This window comes from Endozoicomonas sp. ALC020, assembly GCF_049275935.1.
Taxonomy (GTDB): domain Bacteria; phylum Pseudomonadota; class Gammaproteobacteria; order Pseudomonadales; family Endozoicomonadaceae; genus Endozoicomonas_A.
The window spans coordinates 6,998,963-7,018,800 of record NZ_CP184830.1; the positions used below are offsets into that span (position 1 = coordinate 6,998,963).

The following is a 19,838-nucleotide window of genomic DNA, read 5'->3' on the forward strand; positions in this document are numbered from 1 at the left end:
ACAGCTTAGCGGATCTGCCAGTGTGAACTAAATTCTCTCAACGGCTTACAAAAACGGCCATGAGCGAACAGCCATGAGCGATTGACAGCCATTAGTTATCAGGAGTCGCTTACTCGCGAGGTGCGGTAATCACTTTTCACGATAGTCAAAGTACTCAGCACTGAGGTAGTAGAATGACAAATATCCGCCCCAATGCCTTAACACTTTCAGTGGCCATTGCAATCAGCTCTTCCATGATTGGCACACAGGCACTGGCGGATCGCAGGCTGCAGACAAAATCTGTCGATATTCATGGCAATGGACATGTAGAGTTCATCCAGAGTGAGGTCATAGTTCAGCCAACTTTAGACGACGACCAGCAACCAATACCCAAATCCTTTACTACCACTTACCCTGATCAGACTGAAGTCAGAGCGGGTTATGACATCCCTTCTGAAGGTTTCACGGATGTCCTTTCCGGCTTCGAGGGTGGCGTTTCCATTGTTGATCAGTTTGAAACAGACGAGAATAACGTTGCTCAGAAGTACACCAAAGTTCTGAAGGTCGGTAATGAGGGGGTTTTCAGGTTCACCCATAACCTTGCAGAAAGGAAACTGCTTATCGAAGTCAGAGACAGAATGACCCATCAGGATTCAATCAAGGCTGTTCGCGTTCAATCAGGCAACACGCAAACATTAGAACCGTTTACGAAAGTTGCCAGCCCCGAACATCTGGTCGGAGTGCTCAAAGGTGTACATGAAAGAGCAGGAAACCTTGGCGAAGTTGATAACTATTTTGCCCTTGCCACCCTTGAAGTAGACAAGGTTAAGGTGGAGGGGCGCACCTTCATGCGCCTAATCGCCGCGGGTGACCGACCTCCTGAGCTGCAGCGTCTGGGTCAATCGCTTTTTGTCGATGAAGAGGTGCTTTTGGCAGCGGCCACCTCTGCCTATACCCAGGTTCATGTTCTGGGGGAAGAGGTACAACAGCAAGCTCTCAACGAACTGTTGTCGTACCATAAACCTGTCGGCTATGTTGTTCACGTCGAAGATGACACACAGCCTTATCCTGTGCCTGAGGGTTATCCAAAACTGGAAGTGACTGAGGCTCCCGGGGAGATTATAGTTTTCCGCAGTCAAAAACAGAATCCAACCGATCTCGCTTTTGTGCAAGGTCTCAATGACATGTGGGCGCAAGAATCTGGCTACTGCCCACCCTCTCAAGCAAAAACACAGATCAAAAAAGATAAGGTCAAAAGCTATCAATACATCATTAGAAGCAGGCAGATGGCATTGCTGGAGGGGTTAGCAGCAGTGCACAATGCCGGACTTGAAGAAGATGGAGAAATGACGCTTGCATACGACCATGATCTGATGACGCCGCTGTCACAATATGAATATCTCCATCAGGCATTAGCCAGTGCAAATTCAGATGGAGCGGATGAATTTGAACTCACAATAGGACAGATCGAAATCGCTTCGTCGGTCGTCACATCGACCTGGATGCAGAATCAACTCAAAAAATACTTCAGCTTCAAGCCGGCATTTAGAAATCTCCTGACTAATCAGTTCTTTATTCAGAATATTCACGAAGTGATAGCAGATGATAGTGATATCATCCGGGTGCAGGCCGATGATCCCGGGGACGGGGAAGAGTTCGCTTCCAATATCTTGAGCGACAAGCCCAGTAAGCTGATTGAGATAAAAGTCAGGCAAGAAGAGCTGCTGGCAAAAGAAAGAGAGCTCACCCTGCTTAGAAACCAGTTAAAGCTGACAACCGAGAAAACCAGTACCAATGCAAAGGAACAACTAAGAGCACTTCAACTCAGGCAACAAATTGAAGATAAACTTATACAGTTTCATCAGGAGCTGGGACAACAGAAAAACCAGATACAAACACTTCAGAGGCAAGTCAATCGAATTCCAACACTGGAAAAAAAACTTAGTAACATCAGAGCGTATGCGTTACTGGCTCATTTCTCTGTAACAGCATCAAGGCTTGGTATTGATGACTGGATTGATAACCTGCCACTGGAAATGCAATCCAGACGCATCAGTGAAAGAATTAATGAAATCTTCAGAGTATACGCCGCAACAGGAGAGCCTGATGAAGAAGCATTAAAAGCCAAACCGGCGGCCATTGGCGGCGAGCGCGGTATTGCTCCGGTCAGTAAAAAAAATCTGGCTATCCTTCAGTCCATTCAACAGCAGCTGCATCAAGCCCTTGGACGACCCGAATTACTCGATTCGGAAAAACTGACTACCTTTGAAGGTCAACTCGGGATTACGAATAGCCAACATGACCCTTTAGAGCGTCGCCGTACCATTCTGCAACACCTCAAGCATCAGGCCATTAAGATTTTTCAAACACATATTCAGAATCAACAAGAGCACCAGGAACCGAAAAAATGGTTACAGAAACTTCTGCAGGAAATCGAACAAATTACAGAGTTGAAACAAGAGGCCCATGATGCCAGCGCAGGTGACCTGAAAGTTCGCAACGCTCAAATAGCAATGGAGCTTGGTATTGATTACTGGGATGTTACCCAACCACTGGCAGAACAAGCCAGGATCATTAGAAAAAAAATTCTTGAAATCAAGCAATTGGCTGCCGCAACAGCACAACCTGATAAAGGAGCTGTAAAAGCAAAAGCGTCGACCAATGAAGACGATCTTGCCAGCCTTCAGTTCATTCGCCCGCCAAAGCAACAGCGACTGCAACAAAACGAAGAACCAACTGATGGGGAAATCCGGGAAAGACTGGCTTTCTATGAGGGTAAGCTTGATCTGGTTCCGGAAAACGAAGACGACCTTGAAGCTCGTAACCTGGGACTTCAGCAGCGCATCATGCAACTGTCAATTGAGATCCATCAACAAAATATTGAGAATCAGCAAAAGCTGGCAAAACGGAGCACCTGGTTACACTTTCTTCAGGAGGAAGTCGACCGAATTCCAATACTGAGAAAAAAAACTCGTGAAGTAACAGCTGCAGCCATACAGGATTACAACACTCAAATTGCAGCAAAGCTTGGTATTGATAACTGGGATGGTACCCAAACCCTCGAAGCACAAACCAGACTCATCAACCAGAAAATTAATGAAATCAAGCAAGCCGCTGCAGCCACATCAGCTACCGCAACTTTGATTATCCCAACATCGGTTACTGCAACACCGATTGCCTCAACATCGATTGTCCCAAAACCAGTTATCTCAACACCCGTTGCCACAACATTGGTTGCCGCAACATCGGTTGCCGCAACAGAACAGACTCAGGAAGAAGCTGTAAAAGCAGAGCTGGCGAGCATTGAACGTCAGCCCGGTCTGGTCCCGGAGAACGAAAAGGACCCGCAAGCCTGTTGCCGGGCCATTCAGCAACACCATAAGGAGCAGCAAACTCAGACCGATCAACAATATCTGCAGCAACAGAGCATCACGACAGATGCTGAAAAAGAAGCTGAAATTAAAGCCTTCTATGCAACTATTGCCGTACATTGTGACATTAAGGATTTTGATAGCAATGCAGATATTGAAGTCAGGACAGCAGACATTGAGAGAATGAAGGCTGCTCTGAAGCTTGCCGAGAAAGCCGTCGAAAATGATGGCGGTCCCTTCCAGTACACGCCGGGACAGGTAGAAGTTCTGACCGATATGTACGACTTCATCCACCAGCACGCGCTCAAGAAACAGGCTCTGGAAGCCGCAATGGGTCTGGCAGCATCTGCAGCCAAAAGCGGTAAGGTGATACCTGAGCTTTCTACTTTCGATTTTGACGATGAATTTGCCCCCATTCGCTTGCAGGCAAAGGTCGGAAAAGATCTGACGTTTCATCAGGCCAGCCGGATTGCAACCGTCTTCAGGAACCTGAAAAGGAGCTTCCCACTCTCCTCTGTCGAGCCGGTAGATAATCAGCCTCAGAACGTCCTGGAAGAAGTCGGGATTCTGGTGCAGAGGATCAGAAATGAGTTGGGCAAAGGGCCTCAACAATACGACGAAATCATTAATGGTATGGGCAAAATGGCCATTCACTTCGTCAAGTACGAAGAAGAGGACCTGAAAAGCTTCCTGGAATACTTCGCTACCCGTTCTGCAACTGGTAACAGGATAATAGCACTGCTGCGAGAAGGTCTGATCAGCAAGATTGAACTTGAAAATTACATTAAGGCCGTCAGAGGTGTTAATGGTTATCAGACAGTGGCTGAGTTTGAACACTTCCTTGGTGATAAACAGGGTGTCAAGGTGCTGGAGTTCAGGAAGGTTATCCAGATGCTGTCCGATGAGGGTGCCGAGCAATTCATGAAGATTGCCATTACTCCTGTGACCTTGACTGCAACTGGCCCGGCGGGCATGAAAGAGTCCGTTGACGGCATGAAAGAGTACGCCGCTGCGGTCATCGCCAACTACGTTCTGGATGATATTGCCTTTGAAAATGGTCGCAGAACAGCAGCGTTTCTAGCCAATGTTCAGGAGACCCTGACACCTTATGCCAATGCTGCCGGGCTGTCTGAATCAGAATTGATCCAGGCTATCCATGATACCTTGATGCAGGCTCATGCCGCAGCGGTTGAGCAGGAGCTAACTAACTACTGGATCAAGCCTTCAGCCTTTCTGGTGCAGGCTGTCACCTGGTACTACGCCAGCTACAAACCGCTACTGATAACCCATACCGCCCGGCAGGCTGCCGAGCAGTCTGCCATAAACATGTCATTCCTCTATCTGCTGGATCTGACCAACCGGGGTGATTACCTGCACAGAATGCTCACACCTTTCCAGCACTGGTTGGAACGTTATGGTGTTGATCCTGACCGAACCGGCCAATACGCCTACCACAATGTAATTGAACAGGTCTCTGAAGTGGGCGGTCTGGCCATGCCATTGGGCAAGGCCGCTGCTTCAGTCATTCTGTTAAAAACCGGTTCCATATTGTTTGCCAGACAGTACAACGCCAATCCGCAGATGTATCGCAGCATTTCCCGTCTGGTACCTGAAATAGTGAAATCCATGGGTTCCCGACAAGGGGTACAGGTGCCGCTTCTGCACAGGGTGACACCACAAAAAGTGAAAACTCTGGCCTCGACCACGGCCGCTCTGGTGCTGGGTCCGGTAGCCACTGTCGGAGCATACGCCCATGGACTTATATCCGGATTCACCTATGCCCAAACCTTCGGATTCGCTCTGGCGTCGAGTCTCACTTTCGACTTCTTTATGAACGACAACAAGATGCTCACTCAGTGGCTCGGTGGCCCCCTGGGACGAAGTCTTGACAAATTTAACCGCTGGCGAGGCATGGGTGAATCGGACGATGACTATGTAAAACGCACAGCTATTGCCGCGCCTCAATATTTCAGTGAAACCGATGACGAGTATGCCTACCGTGTTAAAGCCAACAACACAATGTATGGCTGGACACGACATGAAAATTATCTGCAGTTCCGTGAACGCCGGGATCGCACCATCAAACTGTTTGAGAATGGCTGGGAGAAATACTTCAGGGAAAATGTGCCTAAATGGTCGTTCTCCCACGCAAAAAGTATTCCTTATTCCTACACTCTGGGTACCTTCTACGAATGGGGTGACAAAAAGATGAGAAATTTTTCACGGTAATCAAATTACTCTGCTCTGAGGTAACAGAATGACGAATACTCGCCCCCATGCATTAAGCTTTGCTGTGGCCGTTGCAGTTAGCTCTTCCATCATAAGTACACAGGCACTGGCTGATTCAAGGTTGCAGATAAAATCTGTCGATATTTCGGACAATGGACAGGTGGAGTTTACCCAGAGTGTGGTCATAGTTCAGCCAACTTTAGGTGATGATCAGCAGCCAATACCCAAATCCTATACAACCACCTACCCTGATCAGGCTCAAGCCAGAGCGGGCTACGAGGTTCCTTCCGAAGGCTTCACAGACGTTCTTTCTGGCATCGAAGGGGGGGTTTCCAGTGTTGATCAGTTTGAAACAGACGACAATGACGTTGCTCAGAAATACACCAAAGTCCTCAAGGTGGGTGATGAGGGAGTCTTCAGGTTCACCCACAACCTTGCAGAAGAGAAACTGGTCATTGAAGTCAGAAAAGGTATGACCGACCAGCATTCAATTGCGGCCATTCGTGCTCAATCAGGTGACATCGAATCATTAGAACCATCAACGGAAATCGCCAATCCCACACAGCTGGCGGGAGTGCTGAAAGGTGCCCATGGAAGAGCGGGAAACCTTGGCACAAGCGATCACTATGTCGCCCTGACCACCATTCCAGTTAGAAAAGTTGAAGTGAACGGGCGCACCTTTATGCGTCATATTGTTGCGGGCGATCAGCCCCCTGAACTGGAGCACCTGGGGCAGTCGCTCTTTGTTAATGATGAGGCTCTTTTAGCAGCAGCCACTTCTGCCTACATCCAGGTCCATGTTCTGGGAAAAGATATACAACAGAAAGCGCTCAAAAAACTGCTGTCGTACCATAAACCTGTCGGCTATGTTGTACTCGCTGAGGATGACACACAGCCATATCCTCTGCCTGAGGATTATCCAATGCTGAAAGTGACTGAGGCTCCCGGAGAGGTTATTGTTTTTCGCGGTCAAAAACAGAATTCGGCCGATGTCGCTTTTGTGGAAGGTCTCTATGACATGTGGGTGCAGGAACCTGGCTACAACACCCTCTCTAAAACATCAGCAAAGATTAAAAAAGATAAGGTCAAAAGCTACCAGTACACCATTCGAAGCAGGCAGATGGCACTGCTGGAGGATTTAGCGGCAGAGCGCAATGTCGAACCTGACGAAGATGGAAAAATGATACTTGCTTGCGAAGGCGAACTGAGGGCGCTGTCACATTATGAATATCTCCATCAGGCATTAACCATTGCAACTAAAGATGGAGCAGATGAATTTGAACTCACAACAGGACAGATCGAAGTGGCTTCCTCGGTTGTTACATCAACCTGGATGCATGATCAACTGGAAAAACACTTTAGCTTCAAACCTGCAATCAGAAACCTTCTGACGGATCAATTCTTTATCGAGAGTATGCGGGAAGTGATACCGGATGGCAGTGATATCATCCTGGCGCAGGCCGATACTAACGAGGACAGGGAAGAGTTTGCTGCCAAAGTCACGAGCGACACGCCCGAACAGCTGATTGAGATGAACACCAGGCAAAAAGAGCAGCTGACAAAAGAAAGCGAACTCATCCAGCCCGGAAACCAGTTAAAGCTTACAACGGAGAAAAACAGTAACAGTGAAAAGGAAACAGTAAGAGTGCTTAAACTCAGGCAGCAAACTGTAGGTAAACTTACACAGTTTCAGCAAGAGCTGGAACGACAGAACGCACTGATACAAAAACTTCAGCTGCAAGTCAGTCGAATTCCAGCGCTGGAAAAAAAAACCAGTAGTGCCAAAACCCATGCCTTGATAGCTCAGTACGCCACAATGGCAGCACGGCTTGGTATTAATGGCTGGGATGATAGCCTTTCAATAGAAGAACAATCCAGACGCATTATTGAGAGAACTGATGAAATCTTAAGAGTATACGCCTCAGCAGGGCAGTCTCATGAAGGAGCGTTAAAAGCAAATCCGGCGACCATTGGCGGCAAGTGCATTATTGCTTCGGTCAATAAAAAAAATCTGGCTACCCTTCATTCCATTCAAAGACAGCTACGACAAAATGCTAAACTGCCCAACGCTCAAGCTTTGGAAAAACTGACTGCCTTTGAAGGTCAGCTCGGCCTGGTGACGAATAACCGATGTAGCCCTACAGACCGTCGCCGGGCCATTCAACTGCACCTTATGCATCAGGCCATTGAGATTTTTCAAACACATATTCAGAATCCACAAAAGCATGAAGAACCGAAAAAATGGTTACAGAAACTTCTGCAGGAAATCGAACAAATTCCAAAGCTGAAACAACAAGCTCGTGATGCCAGAGCAAGTGCCTTAAAAGTTCGCAACGCTCAAATGGCAATAGATCTCGGTATTGATCACTGGGATGATAAACTGCCACCTGAAGAACAAGCCAGCATCATTAGACAAAAAACTCTTGAAATCAGGCAATTGGCTGCCGTAACAGAACAGCCTGATAGAGAAGCTGTGCAAGCAAAAACGTCAGCCATTGGAAGCAAGAGGCGTTTTGTCTGGGACAATAAAGAGGATCTGACTGCCCTTCGGTTCATTCGCCCGTCAAAGCAACAGCGGCTGCAAGATAACGAAGAACTAACTGATGGGGAAATCCGGGAAAGACTGGCCTTCTATGAAGGTAAGCTCGATCTGGTTCCAGAAAACGAAGATGACCTTGAGGCCCGCAACCTGGGGCTTCAGCAGCGCATCAAGCAGCTGTCACTGGAGATCCATCAACAAAATGTTGAGAATCAGCAAAAGATCGTAAAACGGAGCACCTGGTTACGCTTTCTCGAGGAAGAAGTCGACCGAATTCCAGTGCTGAGAAAAAAAGCTCGTGAAGCAACAGCTGCAGCTATACAGGATTACAACAGTCAAATTGCAGCAAAGCTTGGTATTGATAACTGGGATGGTACCCAAACCCCCGAAGAACAAGCCAAAATCATCAGCCAGAAAATTAATGAAATCAAGCAACCTGCTGCAGCCACATCAGCTACCGCAACATTGATTGCCCCAACATCGGTTACCGCAACACCGATTGCCCCAACATCGGTTGCCCCAACATCGGTTGCCCCAACACCGATTGCCGCAACATCGGTTGTCGCAACCTTAATTGCCCCAACACCGGTTACCGCAACACCGGTTGCTGCAACACCAGCTACCGCAACAGAACAGCCTTGGGAAGAAGCTGAAAATGAACTGGAGACTGCTCATCAAAAACTGAATGCTCTGGTACTAGAGGGCGGTGATGATGCCAGTGGCGACAAGATCCAGCAACCAATTCAGGAACAGGTCCGTCGGGAAGCTGAGATTGAAGTCAGGAAGGCAGACCTTGAGAGAATGCAGGATACCCTGAAGGCCGCCGGAAAAGCCCTCGAAAATAATGGCGGTCCCTTCCAGGACACACCGTGGCATTTAGAAGTACTGACCGATATGCACGACTTCGTCCACCTGCACGCTCTCAAGAAACAGGCTCTGGAAGCCGCAATGATTCTGTCAGCGTCTGCAGCGATAAAGATAACAGCTCTGCTGCGTGAAGGTCTGATCAGCAAGGTTGAACTTGAAAACTACATAAAGGCCGTCAGAGGTGTTGATGGTTATCAGACAGTGGCTGAGTTTGAACATTTCCTTGGTTATAAACAGGGTATCAAGGTGCCCGGGTTCAGCAAGGTTATCCAGATGCTGTCCGATGAGGATGCTGAGCAATTCATGGGGATTGCCATTACTCCTGTGACCGTGACCGCAACTGGCCCGGCGGGCATGAAAGAGTCTGTTGTCGGCATGAAAGAGTATGCCGCAGCTGTCATCGCCAACTACGTTCTGGATGATATTGCCTTTGAAAATGGCCGCAGAACGGCAGCATTTCTGGCCAATGCTCAGGAGACCCTGACACCTTATGCCAATGCTGTCGGCCTGTCTGAGCCAGAACTGATCCAGACTATCCATGACACATTGAAGCAGGCTCACGCTGCAGCGGTTGAGCAGGAGCTAAATAACTACTGGGTCAAACCTTCAGCCTTTCTGGTTCAGGCTGTTACCTGGTACTACTCCAGCTACAAACCACTGCTGATGAACACTAACGCCTGGAATGCTGCCAGACTGTCCCTGTCAAACATGGCGTTCCTCTATCTTCTGGATCTGACCAACAGGGGTGATTACCTCCACAGAATGCTTACACCTTTCCAACACTGGTTGGAACATTATGATGTTGATCTTGAGCGAACCGGCCAATACGCCTACCACAACGGAATTGAACAAGTCTCTGAAGTGGGCGGTCTGGCCATGCCATTGGGCAAGGCCGCTGCTTCAGTCATTCTGCTAAAAACCGGCTCCGTGTTGTTTGCCAGACAGTACAACGCTAATCCCCACAGGTATCGCAGCATTTCCCGTCTGGTGCCTGAAATAGTGAAATCCATGGGTTCCGGACAAGGGGTTCAAGTGCCACTTCTGCACAGGGTGACACCACAAAAAGTGAAAGCGCTGGCCTCGACCACAGCCGCTCTGGTGCTGGGTCCGGTAGCCACTGTCGGAGCATACGCCCATGGACTTATATCCGGATTCACTTATGCGCAAGCCTTCGGATTCGCTCTGGCGTCGAGTCTCACTTACGACTTCTTTATGAACGACAACAAGATGCTCACTCAGTGGCTGGGTGGCCCCCTGGGCCGAAGTCTTGATAAATTTAACCGCTGGCGAGGCATGGGTGAATCGGACGATGAATATGTGAAACACACAGCTATTGCCGCGCCTCAATATTTCAGTGAAACCGATGAAGAGTACGCCTACCGTGTTAAAGCCAACAGCACAATGTATGGCTGGACACGACATGAAAATTATCTGCAATTCCGTGAACGCCGGGATCGCACCATGAGACTGTTTGAGAATGGCTGGGAGCAATACTTCAGGGAAAATGTACCTAAATGGTCGTTCTCCCACGCAAAAAGTATTCCTTATTCCTACACTCTGAGTACCTTCTACGAATGGGGTGACAAAAAGGCTACCCGCGACGAACTCTGAATATCAGACCCTTTTGACGACCCATTCAGGCGTCAAAAAGAATCCAGCATAAATCAGCCATGAGCGACAGAAACAATTTTTTGCGCCCTCAGGGATGAGAAATTTTTTACGGTAATCAAATTACTCTGCTCTGAGGTAACAGAATGACGAATGCTCGCCCCCATGCATTAAGCTTTGCCGTGGCCGTTGCAATCAGTTCTTCCATTGTCAGTACACAGGCGCTGGCTGTTTCAAGGTTGCAGATAAAATCTGTCGATATTACGGGCAATGGACAGGTGGAATTTACCCAGAGTGAGGTCATAGTTCAGCCAACTTTAGGTGCTGATCAGCAGCCAATACCCAAATCCTATACAACCACCTACCCTGATCAGGCTCAGGCCAGAGCGAGCTACGACGTTCCTTCCGAAGGCTTCACAGACGTTCTTTCTGGCATTGAAGGCGGCGTTTCCAGTGTTGATCAGTTTGAAACCGACGAGAATGACGTTGCTCAGAAATACACCAAAGTCCTCAAGGTGGGTGATGAGGGAGTCTTCAAGTTCACCCATAACCTTGCAGAAAAGAAACTGGTCATTGAAGTCAGAAAAGGAATGACCGACCGGAATTCAATTGAGGCTGCCCGTGCTCAATCAGATGACATCGAATTATTAGAACCATTAACGAAACTCGCCAGTCCCACTCAGCTGGCGGGAGTGCTGAAAGGTGCGCATGGAAGAGCGGGAAACCTTGGCGCAAGAGATCAATACGTTGCCCTTGCCATCATTCCAGTAAAAAAAGTTGAAGTGAACGGGCGCACCTTTATGCGTCATGTTGTTGCGGGTGATCAGCCCCCTGAACTGCAGCGTCTTGGACAGTCGCTCTTTGTTAATGATGAGGCTCTTTTAGCAGTAGCCACCTCTGCCTACATCCAAGTCCATGTTCGGGGGGCAAAGCTACAACATAAAGCGCTCAAAAGACTGTTGTCGAACCAAAAACCCGTCGGCTATGTTGTACTCGTCGAGGACGGCAAACAAGCATATCCTGCACCTGCTCGTTATCCGTTACTGGAAGTGGATCAGGCTTCGGGGGAGATTATTGTTTTCCGTGGCCAGAAGCCGAATCCAGCCGATATTGCTTTTCTGGATAGTCAAATTTTCCGCTGGGAACACTATCGATTTAGACAATACAAGGCAACGGTTAAAGTTAAAAAAGATAAAATCAGAAGCTACCAGCACATCATCAGGAGCAGGCAAATAGCGCTGCTGGAAGAGCTTGCTGCTGAACTGGCGGTACAGCAAGATGCCAAATTTAATGAAGATACATTGTCAACGCTTAGCTACTACGAATCTTTACAGCAGGCATTAACCAGTGCCACTTCGGATAGAGCCGATGAATTTGAGTTAACATCAAGACGGATAAGAATCGCGACATCGATCATCAAACCAATCTGGATGCAGTTTCAACTCATAAAAAACTTCAGCTTCAAACCTGCACTTCAAAATCTTCTGATTAATCATAACTTTGTTCAGAGTATTCAGAACTTTATATCCCTTGCCAACACAGTGACGAAGAACTTTGCTGATCTTTATGACAGAGACTATCCCCCTACAGTCCCGGAAGACATTAACGGACAGATGCTTGAGATGGTAAGCACGATAAAAAAACTGCAGTCAAGAGAGGCCGAACTCGCCGGGGCAGTCAAGACATTAGATCGCAGCATAACGGCAATGGCCATTGCCAGTGATGAGGCAAAACTGACCATAGAACGACTCAAACAGAAACTTCAGGGTGAGCTTCAAGAGCTTCGTCAAGTGCTCATGGTGATGAAAAACATGGCTGATGAACCTCAGCAGGATAACAAACGAATCCCGGAGCTGGAAAAACAGGTCAGTGATGACAGGGCAGACGCCAGAAAAACTCACAGCGCTCAACTGGCAGCAGGGCTCAGTATTGATGACCGGGATGCTACTCCGCCGCCAGAAAAACGCGCCAGGCTTACCAGTCAGAAAATTGATGAAACCAGGCAATCGGTTACTGCGTCATCAATTACCCCAACACAGGCCAGCGCAACGCCGGTTGCCACAACATCGGTTGCCGCAACATCGGTTGCCGCAACATCGGCCGCAACCAATTCCCAGCCTGCTCTAAGTCTGTGCATCTCAATACAAACCGGTGAGGATCTCTCGCAGAAACTGGCTTCCGTTGAAAGCCAGCTTGGTTTGGTCCCGGTCGACTTAGCAGACCTGGAAGCCCGTCAACAGGCCATTGAACAACACATTGAGCAGCTGAATGCTCAGGCCCGCACAGAGGCTGACAAAGCTGCTGCAATGAAGGCCAGCTATAAAACCATTGCCGTGCATTGTGACATTGATGATTTTGATAGCAAGGATGCCGACGAGTCTCAGCCTGTTTTGAATCTGGACAGGACAATGCTACCCAATGGCGAACTCTCACAGGAACTGGCTGACATTGAAAGTCGCTATGGTTTGGTCCCGGTCGACGAAGCAGACCTGGAAGCCCGTCAACAGACCATTGAGCGACTCTTTGAGCAGCTGAATGCTCAGGCCCGCACAGAGGCTGACAAAGCTGCTGCAATGAAGGCCGGCTATACTACCATTGCCGCACATTTTGACATTGATGATTTTGATAGCAATGCAGATATTGACGTTCAACAAGTACATCTGGTTGAAAAACTGAAGGCAATGAAGGCTGAAGCACAATCCCTGCGTCAACAACTCTATACTACGAGCAAGCAACTCACTGAGGAGCTTCTTTACACCGCTGGCAGAACAGCTGCTCTGGCTGAGGTTCTCGGTGCTGATCAGAATGACAACACCTTACTATTAGACCGCGCCGCTGCGGAGACAGCAGTCCTTAACAAACTTTTCAAGCTTAAATTTTTGGACACACAGCTGGATTACATCAGGACAGGCCACTCCAAAGTGATGCCTGAAGTCCTTGAGACATTGAGTAACCTGGAAAAAGCCCTTCAGATAAGAGCCCCTGATGACAACAATGACGTGTATCTTCGTCGCCAGGCCATTTCTGAAAACATGCAGAGGCTTGTCAGAAAAGCCATACAACAGTCAGAGGAAAAGGCGCTGGAGATCCTGAAAACCTCAGAAGAAATACTCAACATCAAAGTCAATGAAAAGGATGACGAAACAACAAGATTTAACAGGATTCGGAGAATGCTTTACGGCGATGATCTTACAGATCAGACGCTGGATAAGATAGATAACACCCTCTGGGCAGATGAAAACACAGCTCTGGACGGGAGGGCTCTTAAACTCGAGAAGCTTCTCGCGCATCTTCACTATAAAGTCGGAGTCCATGACCCTGATCAGCGAACCAGAGAACAACGGACTGATCCACTGAGACAAGTAGAAGAATTACTTAAGGTCAACCTCATTGAACGGGATGACAGAGCACTAAGACTTGCCAGGGTTATTAATATATTTGACAGCGATTTTGTCAGAGAACAGCTACTGGATCGGATAGACCAGACTTTCTGGAAAGAAGACTGCAAAGCTATCGACGAGAGAGGCCTCAGACTCAAAAAGCTTGATGCGAGTTTTACTTATAAAGTCGCAGATCCGTACCATATTAAGCTGTTCAGAGAACTGCAGAAACGTTGGCTTGCAGCCATAGAGCGGCAGCTGAACATCCCCCCTCTTGATTTCGTTACCGCTGTAAGAAAAGTCAAGGTTTTCACAGCCAAACTGGCCCGTGACCTGGTGATGAACCTTGACAGGGATGCCAGTCTGTCTGACCAGAAGGAGGCCCTGATAGCCAGAATTCAGGCATTTCGGGATGAAGTCAACCAAGTCTATGAAAATGAAGCAGTCAGGAGAGCCCGGAACAATGAAATGGCCCGCCAACTCAATATTGAAGACTATAACGATGACGCCAGCATAAACGACCAAAATAGTCTAATTAAAGCAAAACTCCTACAGCTGGACGAAGAAGTTATCAACAGGGTTCAGCCAGACGTTAATATGCGCCTCCAGATCATTGAGAACGAGCTTGACAGGCATTTGGCTCTCCTGGGACCTAAGCCCCGATACGTTCTTGATCGTGAGGCAGCCACAGCCAGACGAGTATTGGAAGAAGCTGAAAGTGAGCTGGAGACTGCTCATGTAACCGTGACCGCAACTGGCCCGGCGGGCATGAAAGAGTCCGTTGACGGCATGAAAGAGTACGCCGCTGCGGTCATCGCCAACTACGTTCTGGATGATATTGCCTTTGAAAATGGTCGCAGAACAGCAGCGTTTCTGGCCAATGTTCAGGAGACCCTGACACCTTATGCCAATGCTGCCGGGCTGTCTGAATCAGAACTGATCCAGGCTATCCATGACACCTTGATGCAGGCTCATGCCACAGCGGTTGAGCAGGAGCTAACTAACTACTGGATCAAGCCTTCAGCCTTTCTGGTGCAGGCTGTCACCTGGTACTACGCCAGCTACAAACCGCTACTGATAACCCATACCGCCCGGCAGGCTGCCGAGCAGTCTGCCATAAACATGTCATTCCTCTATCTGCTGGATCTGACCAACCGGGGTGATTATCTGCACAGAATGCTCACACCTTTCCAGCACTGGTTGGAACGTTATGGTGTTGATCCTGACCGAACCGGCCAATACGCCTTCCACAATGGAATTGAACAGGTCTCTGAAGTGGGCGGTCTGGCCATGCCATTGGGCAAGGCCGCTGCTTCAGTCATTCTGTTAAAAACCGGTTCCATATTGTTTGCCAGACAGTACAACGCCAATCCGCAGATGTATCGCAGCATTTCCCGTCTGGTACCTGAAATAGTGAAATCCATGGGTTCCCGACAAGGGGTACAGGTGCCGCTTCTGCACAGGGTGACACCACAAAAAGTGAAAACTCTGGCCTCGACCACGGCCGCTCTGGTGCTGGGTCCGGTAGCCACTGTCGGAGCATACGCTCATGGACTTATATCCGGATTCACCTATGCCCAAACCTTCGGATTCGCTCTGGCATCAAGTCTCACTTTCGACTTCTTTATGAACGACAACAAGCTGCTCACTCAATGGCTGGGTGGCCCCCTGGGCCGAAGTCTTGACAAAATGAATCGCTGGATAGGCTTGGGTGAAACGCAAGATGAATATGTGCAACGTACCGCTATTGCCTCGCCTCAACGCTTCAATGAAACTGACGAAGCCTATACAAACCGTGTTAAAGCCAGCAACAGGATGCACGGCTGGACTCGACACGAAAATTATCTGCAGTTCCGCGAGCGACGTGATCGCACCGTGAAACTGTTTGAGAATGGCTGGGAGACATACTTCAGAGAGAATATACCAAAATGGTCATTCTCCCACGCACAAAGTATTCCATACTTCTACACCCTTGGAGTCTTCTACAAATAGCAAAAGGTCGATGATCAGAAAGTTGGCGGTCATGGTAAGAGAAATGCCCCTTAATCAAGCTTTCTAATCAGTTCTGAGGTAGTAAAATGACGAGCGCCCGCCTCAACGCGTTAAGACTTGCAGTGGCCATTGCAATCAGCTCTTCCGTCATCAATACACAGGCAATGGCTGGTCGCAGGCTGCAAATAAAGTCTGTCTATTTTCAGGAACATCTGGAGTTTACCCGGATTGAGGTCATGGTCAGGCCAACTTTAGGGGAAGACCGGCAGCCAATGCCCAAATCCTTTACGACCACCTACAATTACCCTCATCAGACCGGTGAGAGGGTCTTTCTCTCTAGTTCTATAAGCTTTACAGACAGTCTTTCCTTTGACAGTGGCATTTCCATTGTTGATGTGTTTGAAACAGGCGAAAACGGCGTTGCCCGCAAATACACCAAAACCCTGAAAGTGGGTGATGAGGGAGTCTTCAGGTTCACACATGACCTTGCAGAAAAGGAACTGGTCATTGAAGTCAGAGGCGGAATCACTGATAGGGGTTCAGTTGAGGTGATTCGCAGTCAATCAGATGGCGCACTGGAACCGCTAACGAAAATCGCCAGCCCTTCAAGAATGGCCACCTTGCTGAACCTTGTCGAGCTTATGGCAGGAAACCTCGGTAGAAGTGATCATTATGTTCCCCTTGCCACCATTGAAGTAGAAAAAGTTGCAGTGAATGGGCGCACCTTTATGCAACTTCTTGCTGCGGGCGATCAGCCCCCTGAACTGCAACGTCTGGGACAATCACTCTTTGTCAATGATGATGTTCTAATGGCAGCAGCGGCCTCTGCCTATATCCAGGTTTATATCCTGGGAGAGGATTTACAACAGCAAGCTCTTAATGAACTTCTGGCACATAGTAAACCCGTCGGATATGTTGTACACGTCGAAGATCACACACAAGCTTATCCTGTGCCTGCAGGTTATCCGAAGCTGGAGGTCTCAGAAACTCCGGGAGAGGTAATTGTTTTCCATGGTCAGATGCATGGTCCCGATGATATTGCTTTTGTAGAAAGCCTGTATAACCTCTGGGAAAAAGCTGAGGGTAATAACCCCGCCCAGGCAGTTGCAACATGGGTTAAACAATATGATGTCAGTGCCTACCAGTCCGTCATTCGAAGCAGGCAGATGACATTGCTGGAGGGGCTTGCTGCGCGGCACCATGCGGGTGTTAACGAAGATCAACCAGCGACGCTTATAAACGAAGATATGCAGGCAGTGCGTGCGCTTGCAAATTATGAATATCTCCACCAGGCACTGACCAGTGCTATTCCAGATGGAACATATGGAGCAGCTGAATTTGAACTCACACCGGAACACATCAGAGTCGCTTCGTCAGCCATCACGCCAACCTGGATACAGATTCAACTGGCAAAAGAGTTCAGTTTCAAACCGGTATTCAGAGACCTTCTGACTAACCAGTACTTTCTTCAGAATATTCTGAACATTAAACCCGTTGCCGTCGATTCAGAAACCGATATTTTGCACGACAACAAACAGTTTGCTACCAAAGTCACGGCCGACATGATCAGGCAGCTGATTGAGAGGGAAAGCAAGCTGGAAAAGCAGCTGTCAACAACAAAAAGTAAACTCACCCGGGTTACATACCAGTTAGGGCTCATATTCAAGAAAGCCACTCCCGGTGAAAAGAAAAAACTCAGAGCACTTCAACTCAGGCAACAGGCTGAGGATGATTATCTACAGCTTCAGAGACTGAGTATCACCGAAGATCGACCCGGACTGGCTCCCGATGAAACAGGTGAATCGGAAGCTCAAGGGACCATTCAGCAACAGAGCACCAGCACAAAAGCAGAAAAAGTTCTGGCCGATATGGACTCCTTCACACAGCAGCACCCTCTCAGGCAACAGGCTCTCAATGCTGCGCTGGGTTTGGCAGAATCAGCAATCAACAGTGCTAAAACAATACCCTGCCTCACGACTTTCGATTTTAACGATGAATTTGCACCGATTCACTTGCAGGCGCTGGTCGGGGATGATCTGACGTTTAATGAGGCCAGTCGTATTGTGGAAGTTCATGGCATGGCTAAAAGAGCCATTCACTTCGTCGAGCATGAACCAGAGGACCTGAAAGACTTCTCGAAATACTTCGCTACCCACTCTGTCAGTGGTAGCAAGATCATTGCTTTGCTGCGTGAAGGTCTGATCAGCAAGATAGAACTTGAGAACTACATGAAGGCTGTCAGAGGTGTTGATGGTTATCAGACAGTGGATGAATTTGAACACTTCCTTGGCAACAAACACGGCATTAACCTGCCTCGTTTCAAAGCCGTTGTACAGATACTGTCCGATGAGGGGGTCGATGAATTCATACAGAGTGCCTTTACTCCTGTGATCTCAACTGTCAGTGACCCGGCAGGTATGAAAGAATCTGTTGACGGCATGAAAGAGTTCGCAGCCGCAGTCATCGCCAACTATATTCTTGACGATATTGCCTTTGAAAATGGCCGCAGGACGGCAGCTTTTCTGACCAATGTTCAGGATACCCTGACGCCTTACGCCAATGCTGCCGACCTGTCTGAATCAGACCTGATCAAGGCTATTCATGACACCTTGATGCAGGCTCATGCCACTGCGGTTGAGCAGGGGCTAAATAACTACTGGATCAAACCTTCAGCCTCTCTGGTACAGGCTGTCACCTGGTACTTCTCCAGCTACAAACCCCTGCTGGCGACCCGCGCCACCTGGCAGGCTGCCGGGCTATCCCTCTCGAACATGTCATTCCTCTATCTTCTGGACCTGACCAACAGGGGTGATTACCTGCACCGGGTGCTCATACCTTTCCAGCACTGGTTGAAAGGCTTCGGTGTTGATCCTGACCGAACCGGCCAATATGTCTATCACAGTGGAATTGAACAAATCTCTGAAGCAGGCGGGCTGGCCATGCCATTGGGCAAGGCCGCTTCCTCAGTCATTCTGCTGAGAACCGGCTCCATGTTATTTGCCAGACAGCACAACGCCAACCCCCAAATGTATCGCAACATTTTCCGTCTGCTGCCTGAAATGGTGAAATCCATGAGCTCCGGACAAGGGGTTCAGGTACCACTGCTGCAGAGGGTGACGCCACAAAAAGTGAAAAGCCTGGCCTCTGCAACCACCGGTCTGGTGCTGGGTCCGGTAGCCACTGTCGGAGCATGCGTCTATAGTCTTGTATCAGGGCTCACCTATGCTCAAACCTTCGGATTCGCTCTGGCGTCGAGTCTCGCGTTCGACTTCTTTATGAACGACAACAAGCTGCTCACTCAATGGCTGGGTGGTCCTCTGGGCCGCACTCTTGACAAGATGAATCGCTGGATAGGCTTGGGGGAAACGCAGGATGAATATGAGCAACGTAACGCTATTGCCTCGCCTCAACGCCTCAATGAAACCGATGAAGCCTATACAAACCGGGCTAAAGCCAGCAACAGCATGTATGGCTGGACTCGACACGAAAATTATCTACAGTTCCGCGAACGCCGTGATCGCACCATGAAACTGTTTGAGAATGGCTGGGAGAAATACTTCAGGGAAAATATACCTGAATGGTCATTCTCCCATGCAGAAAGCTTTCCTTACTCCTACACTTTGGGAGCTTTCTTCGAATGGCGACATGGCAATAACAAGAAAGCTTCTGTTCATGATAAGAGACAGAACCCCGCTGAATGCGTCATGCAACCAGCAACCAGTTACACCACTGAACGATGAAATACAGGTGATGGCTGCAGGTGTGAGCGTTTCCTCCTCCAGTCCACAGAGGTTTCTCTGCTGAAAGAGCCTGAAGCTACTCACACAAGCAAACACACAAGCAAATGACAGCCATGAGCGAATGTCAGCCATG

The 19,838-nt window shown here is 48.6% G+C and carries 4 protein-coding genes; all 4 read left to right on the forward strand.

The features are described 5' to 3' along the window. Nucleotides 1-173 precede the first annotated feature (173 nt). The 4 genes from ACOJUO_RS25395 (at nt 174) to ACOJUO_RS25410 (ending at nt 19,705) form a co-directional block, all read left to right on the forward strand. Entirely contained in the window at nt 174-5,579 is a 5,406-nt protein-coding gene (locus tag ACOJUO_RS25395) for a hypothetical protein (protein ID WP_422138579.1), read from the forward strand. A gap of 28 nt (nt 5,580-5,607) precedes the next feature. After that, on the forward strand, nt 5,608-10,596 hold the full coding sequence (locus ACOJUO_RS25400; protein WP_422138580.1) for a hypothetical protein: 4,989 nt from the start codon (nt 5,608-5,610) through the stop codon (nt 10,594-10,596). Nucleotides 10,597-10,739: 143 nt separating this feature from the next. Beyond that, a complete protein-coding gene (locus ACOJUO_RS25405; RefSeq protein ID WP_422138581.1) occupies nt 10,740-15,965 on the forward strand; it encodes a hypothetical protein in 5,226 nt (1,741 codons plus the stop codon). Nucleotides 15,966-16,051: 86 nt separating this feature from the next. Continuing rightward, a complete protein-coding gene (locus ACOJUO_RS25410; RefSeq protein ID WP_422138582.1) occupies nt 16,052-19,705 on the forward strand; it encodes a hypothetical protein in 3,654 nt (1,217 codons plus the stop codon). The last annotated feature ends 133 nt before the right edge of the window (nt 19,706-19,838 follow it).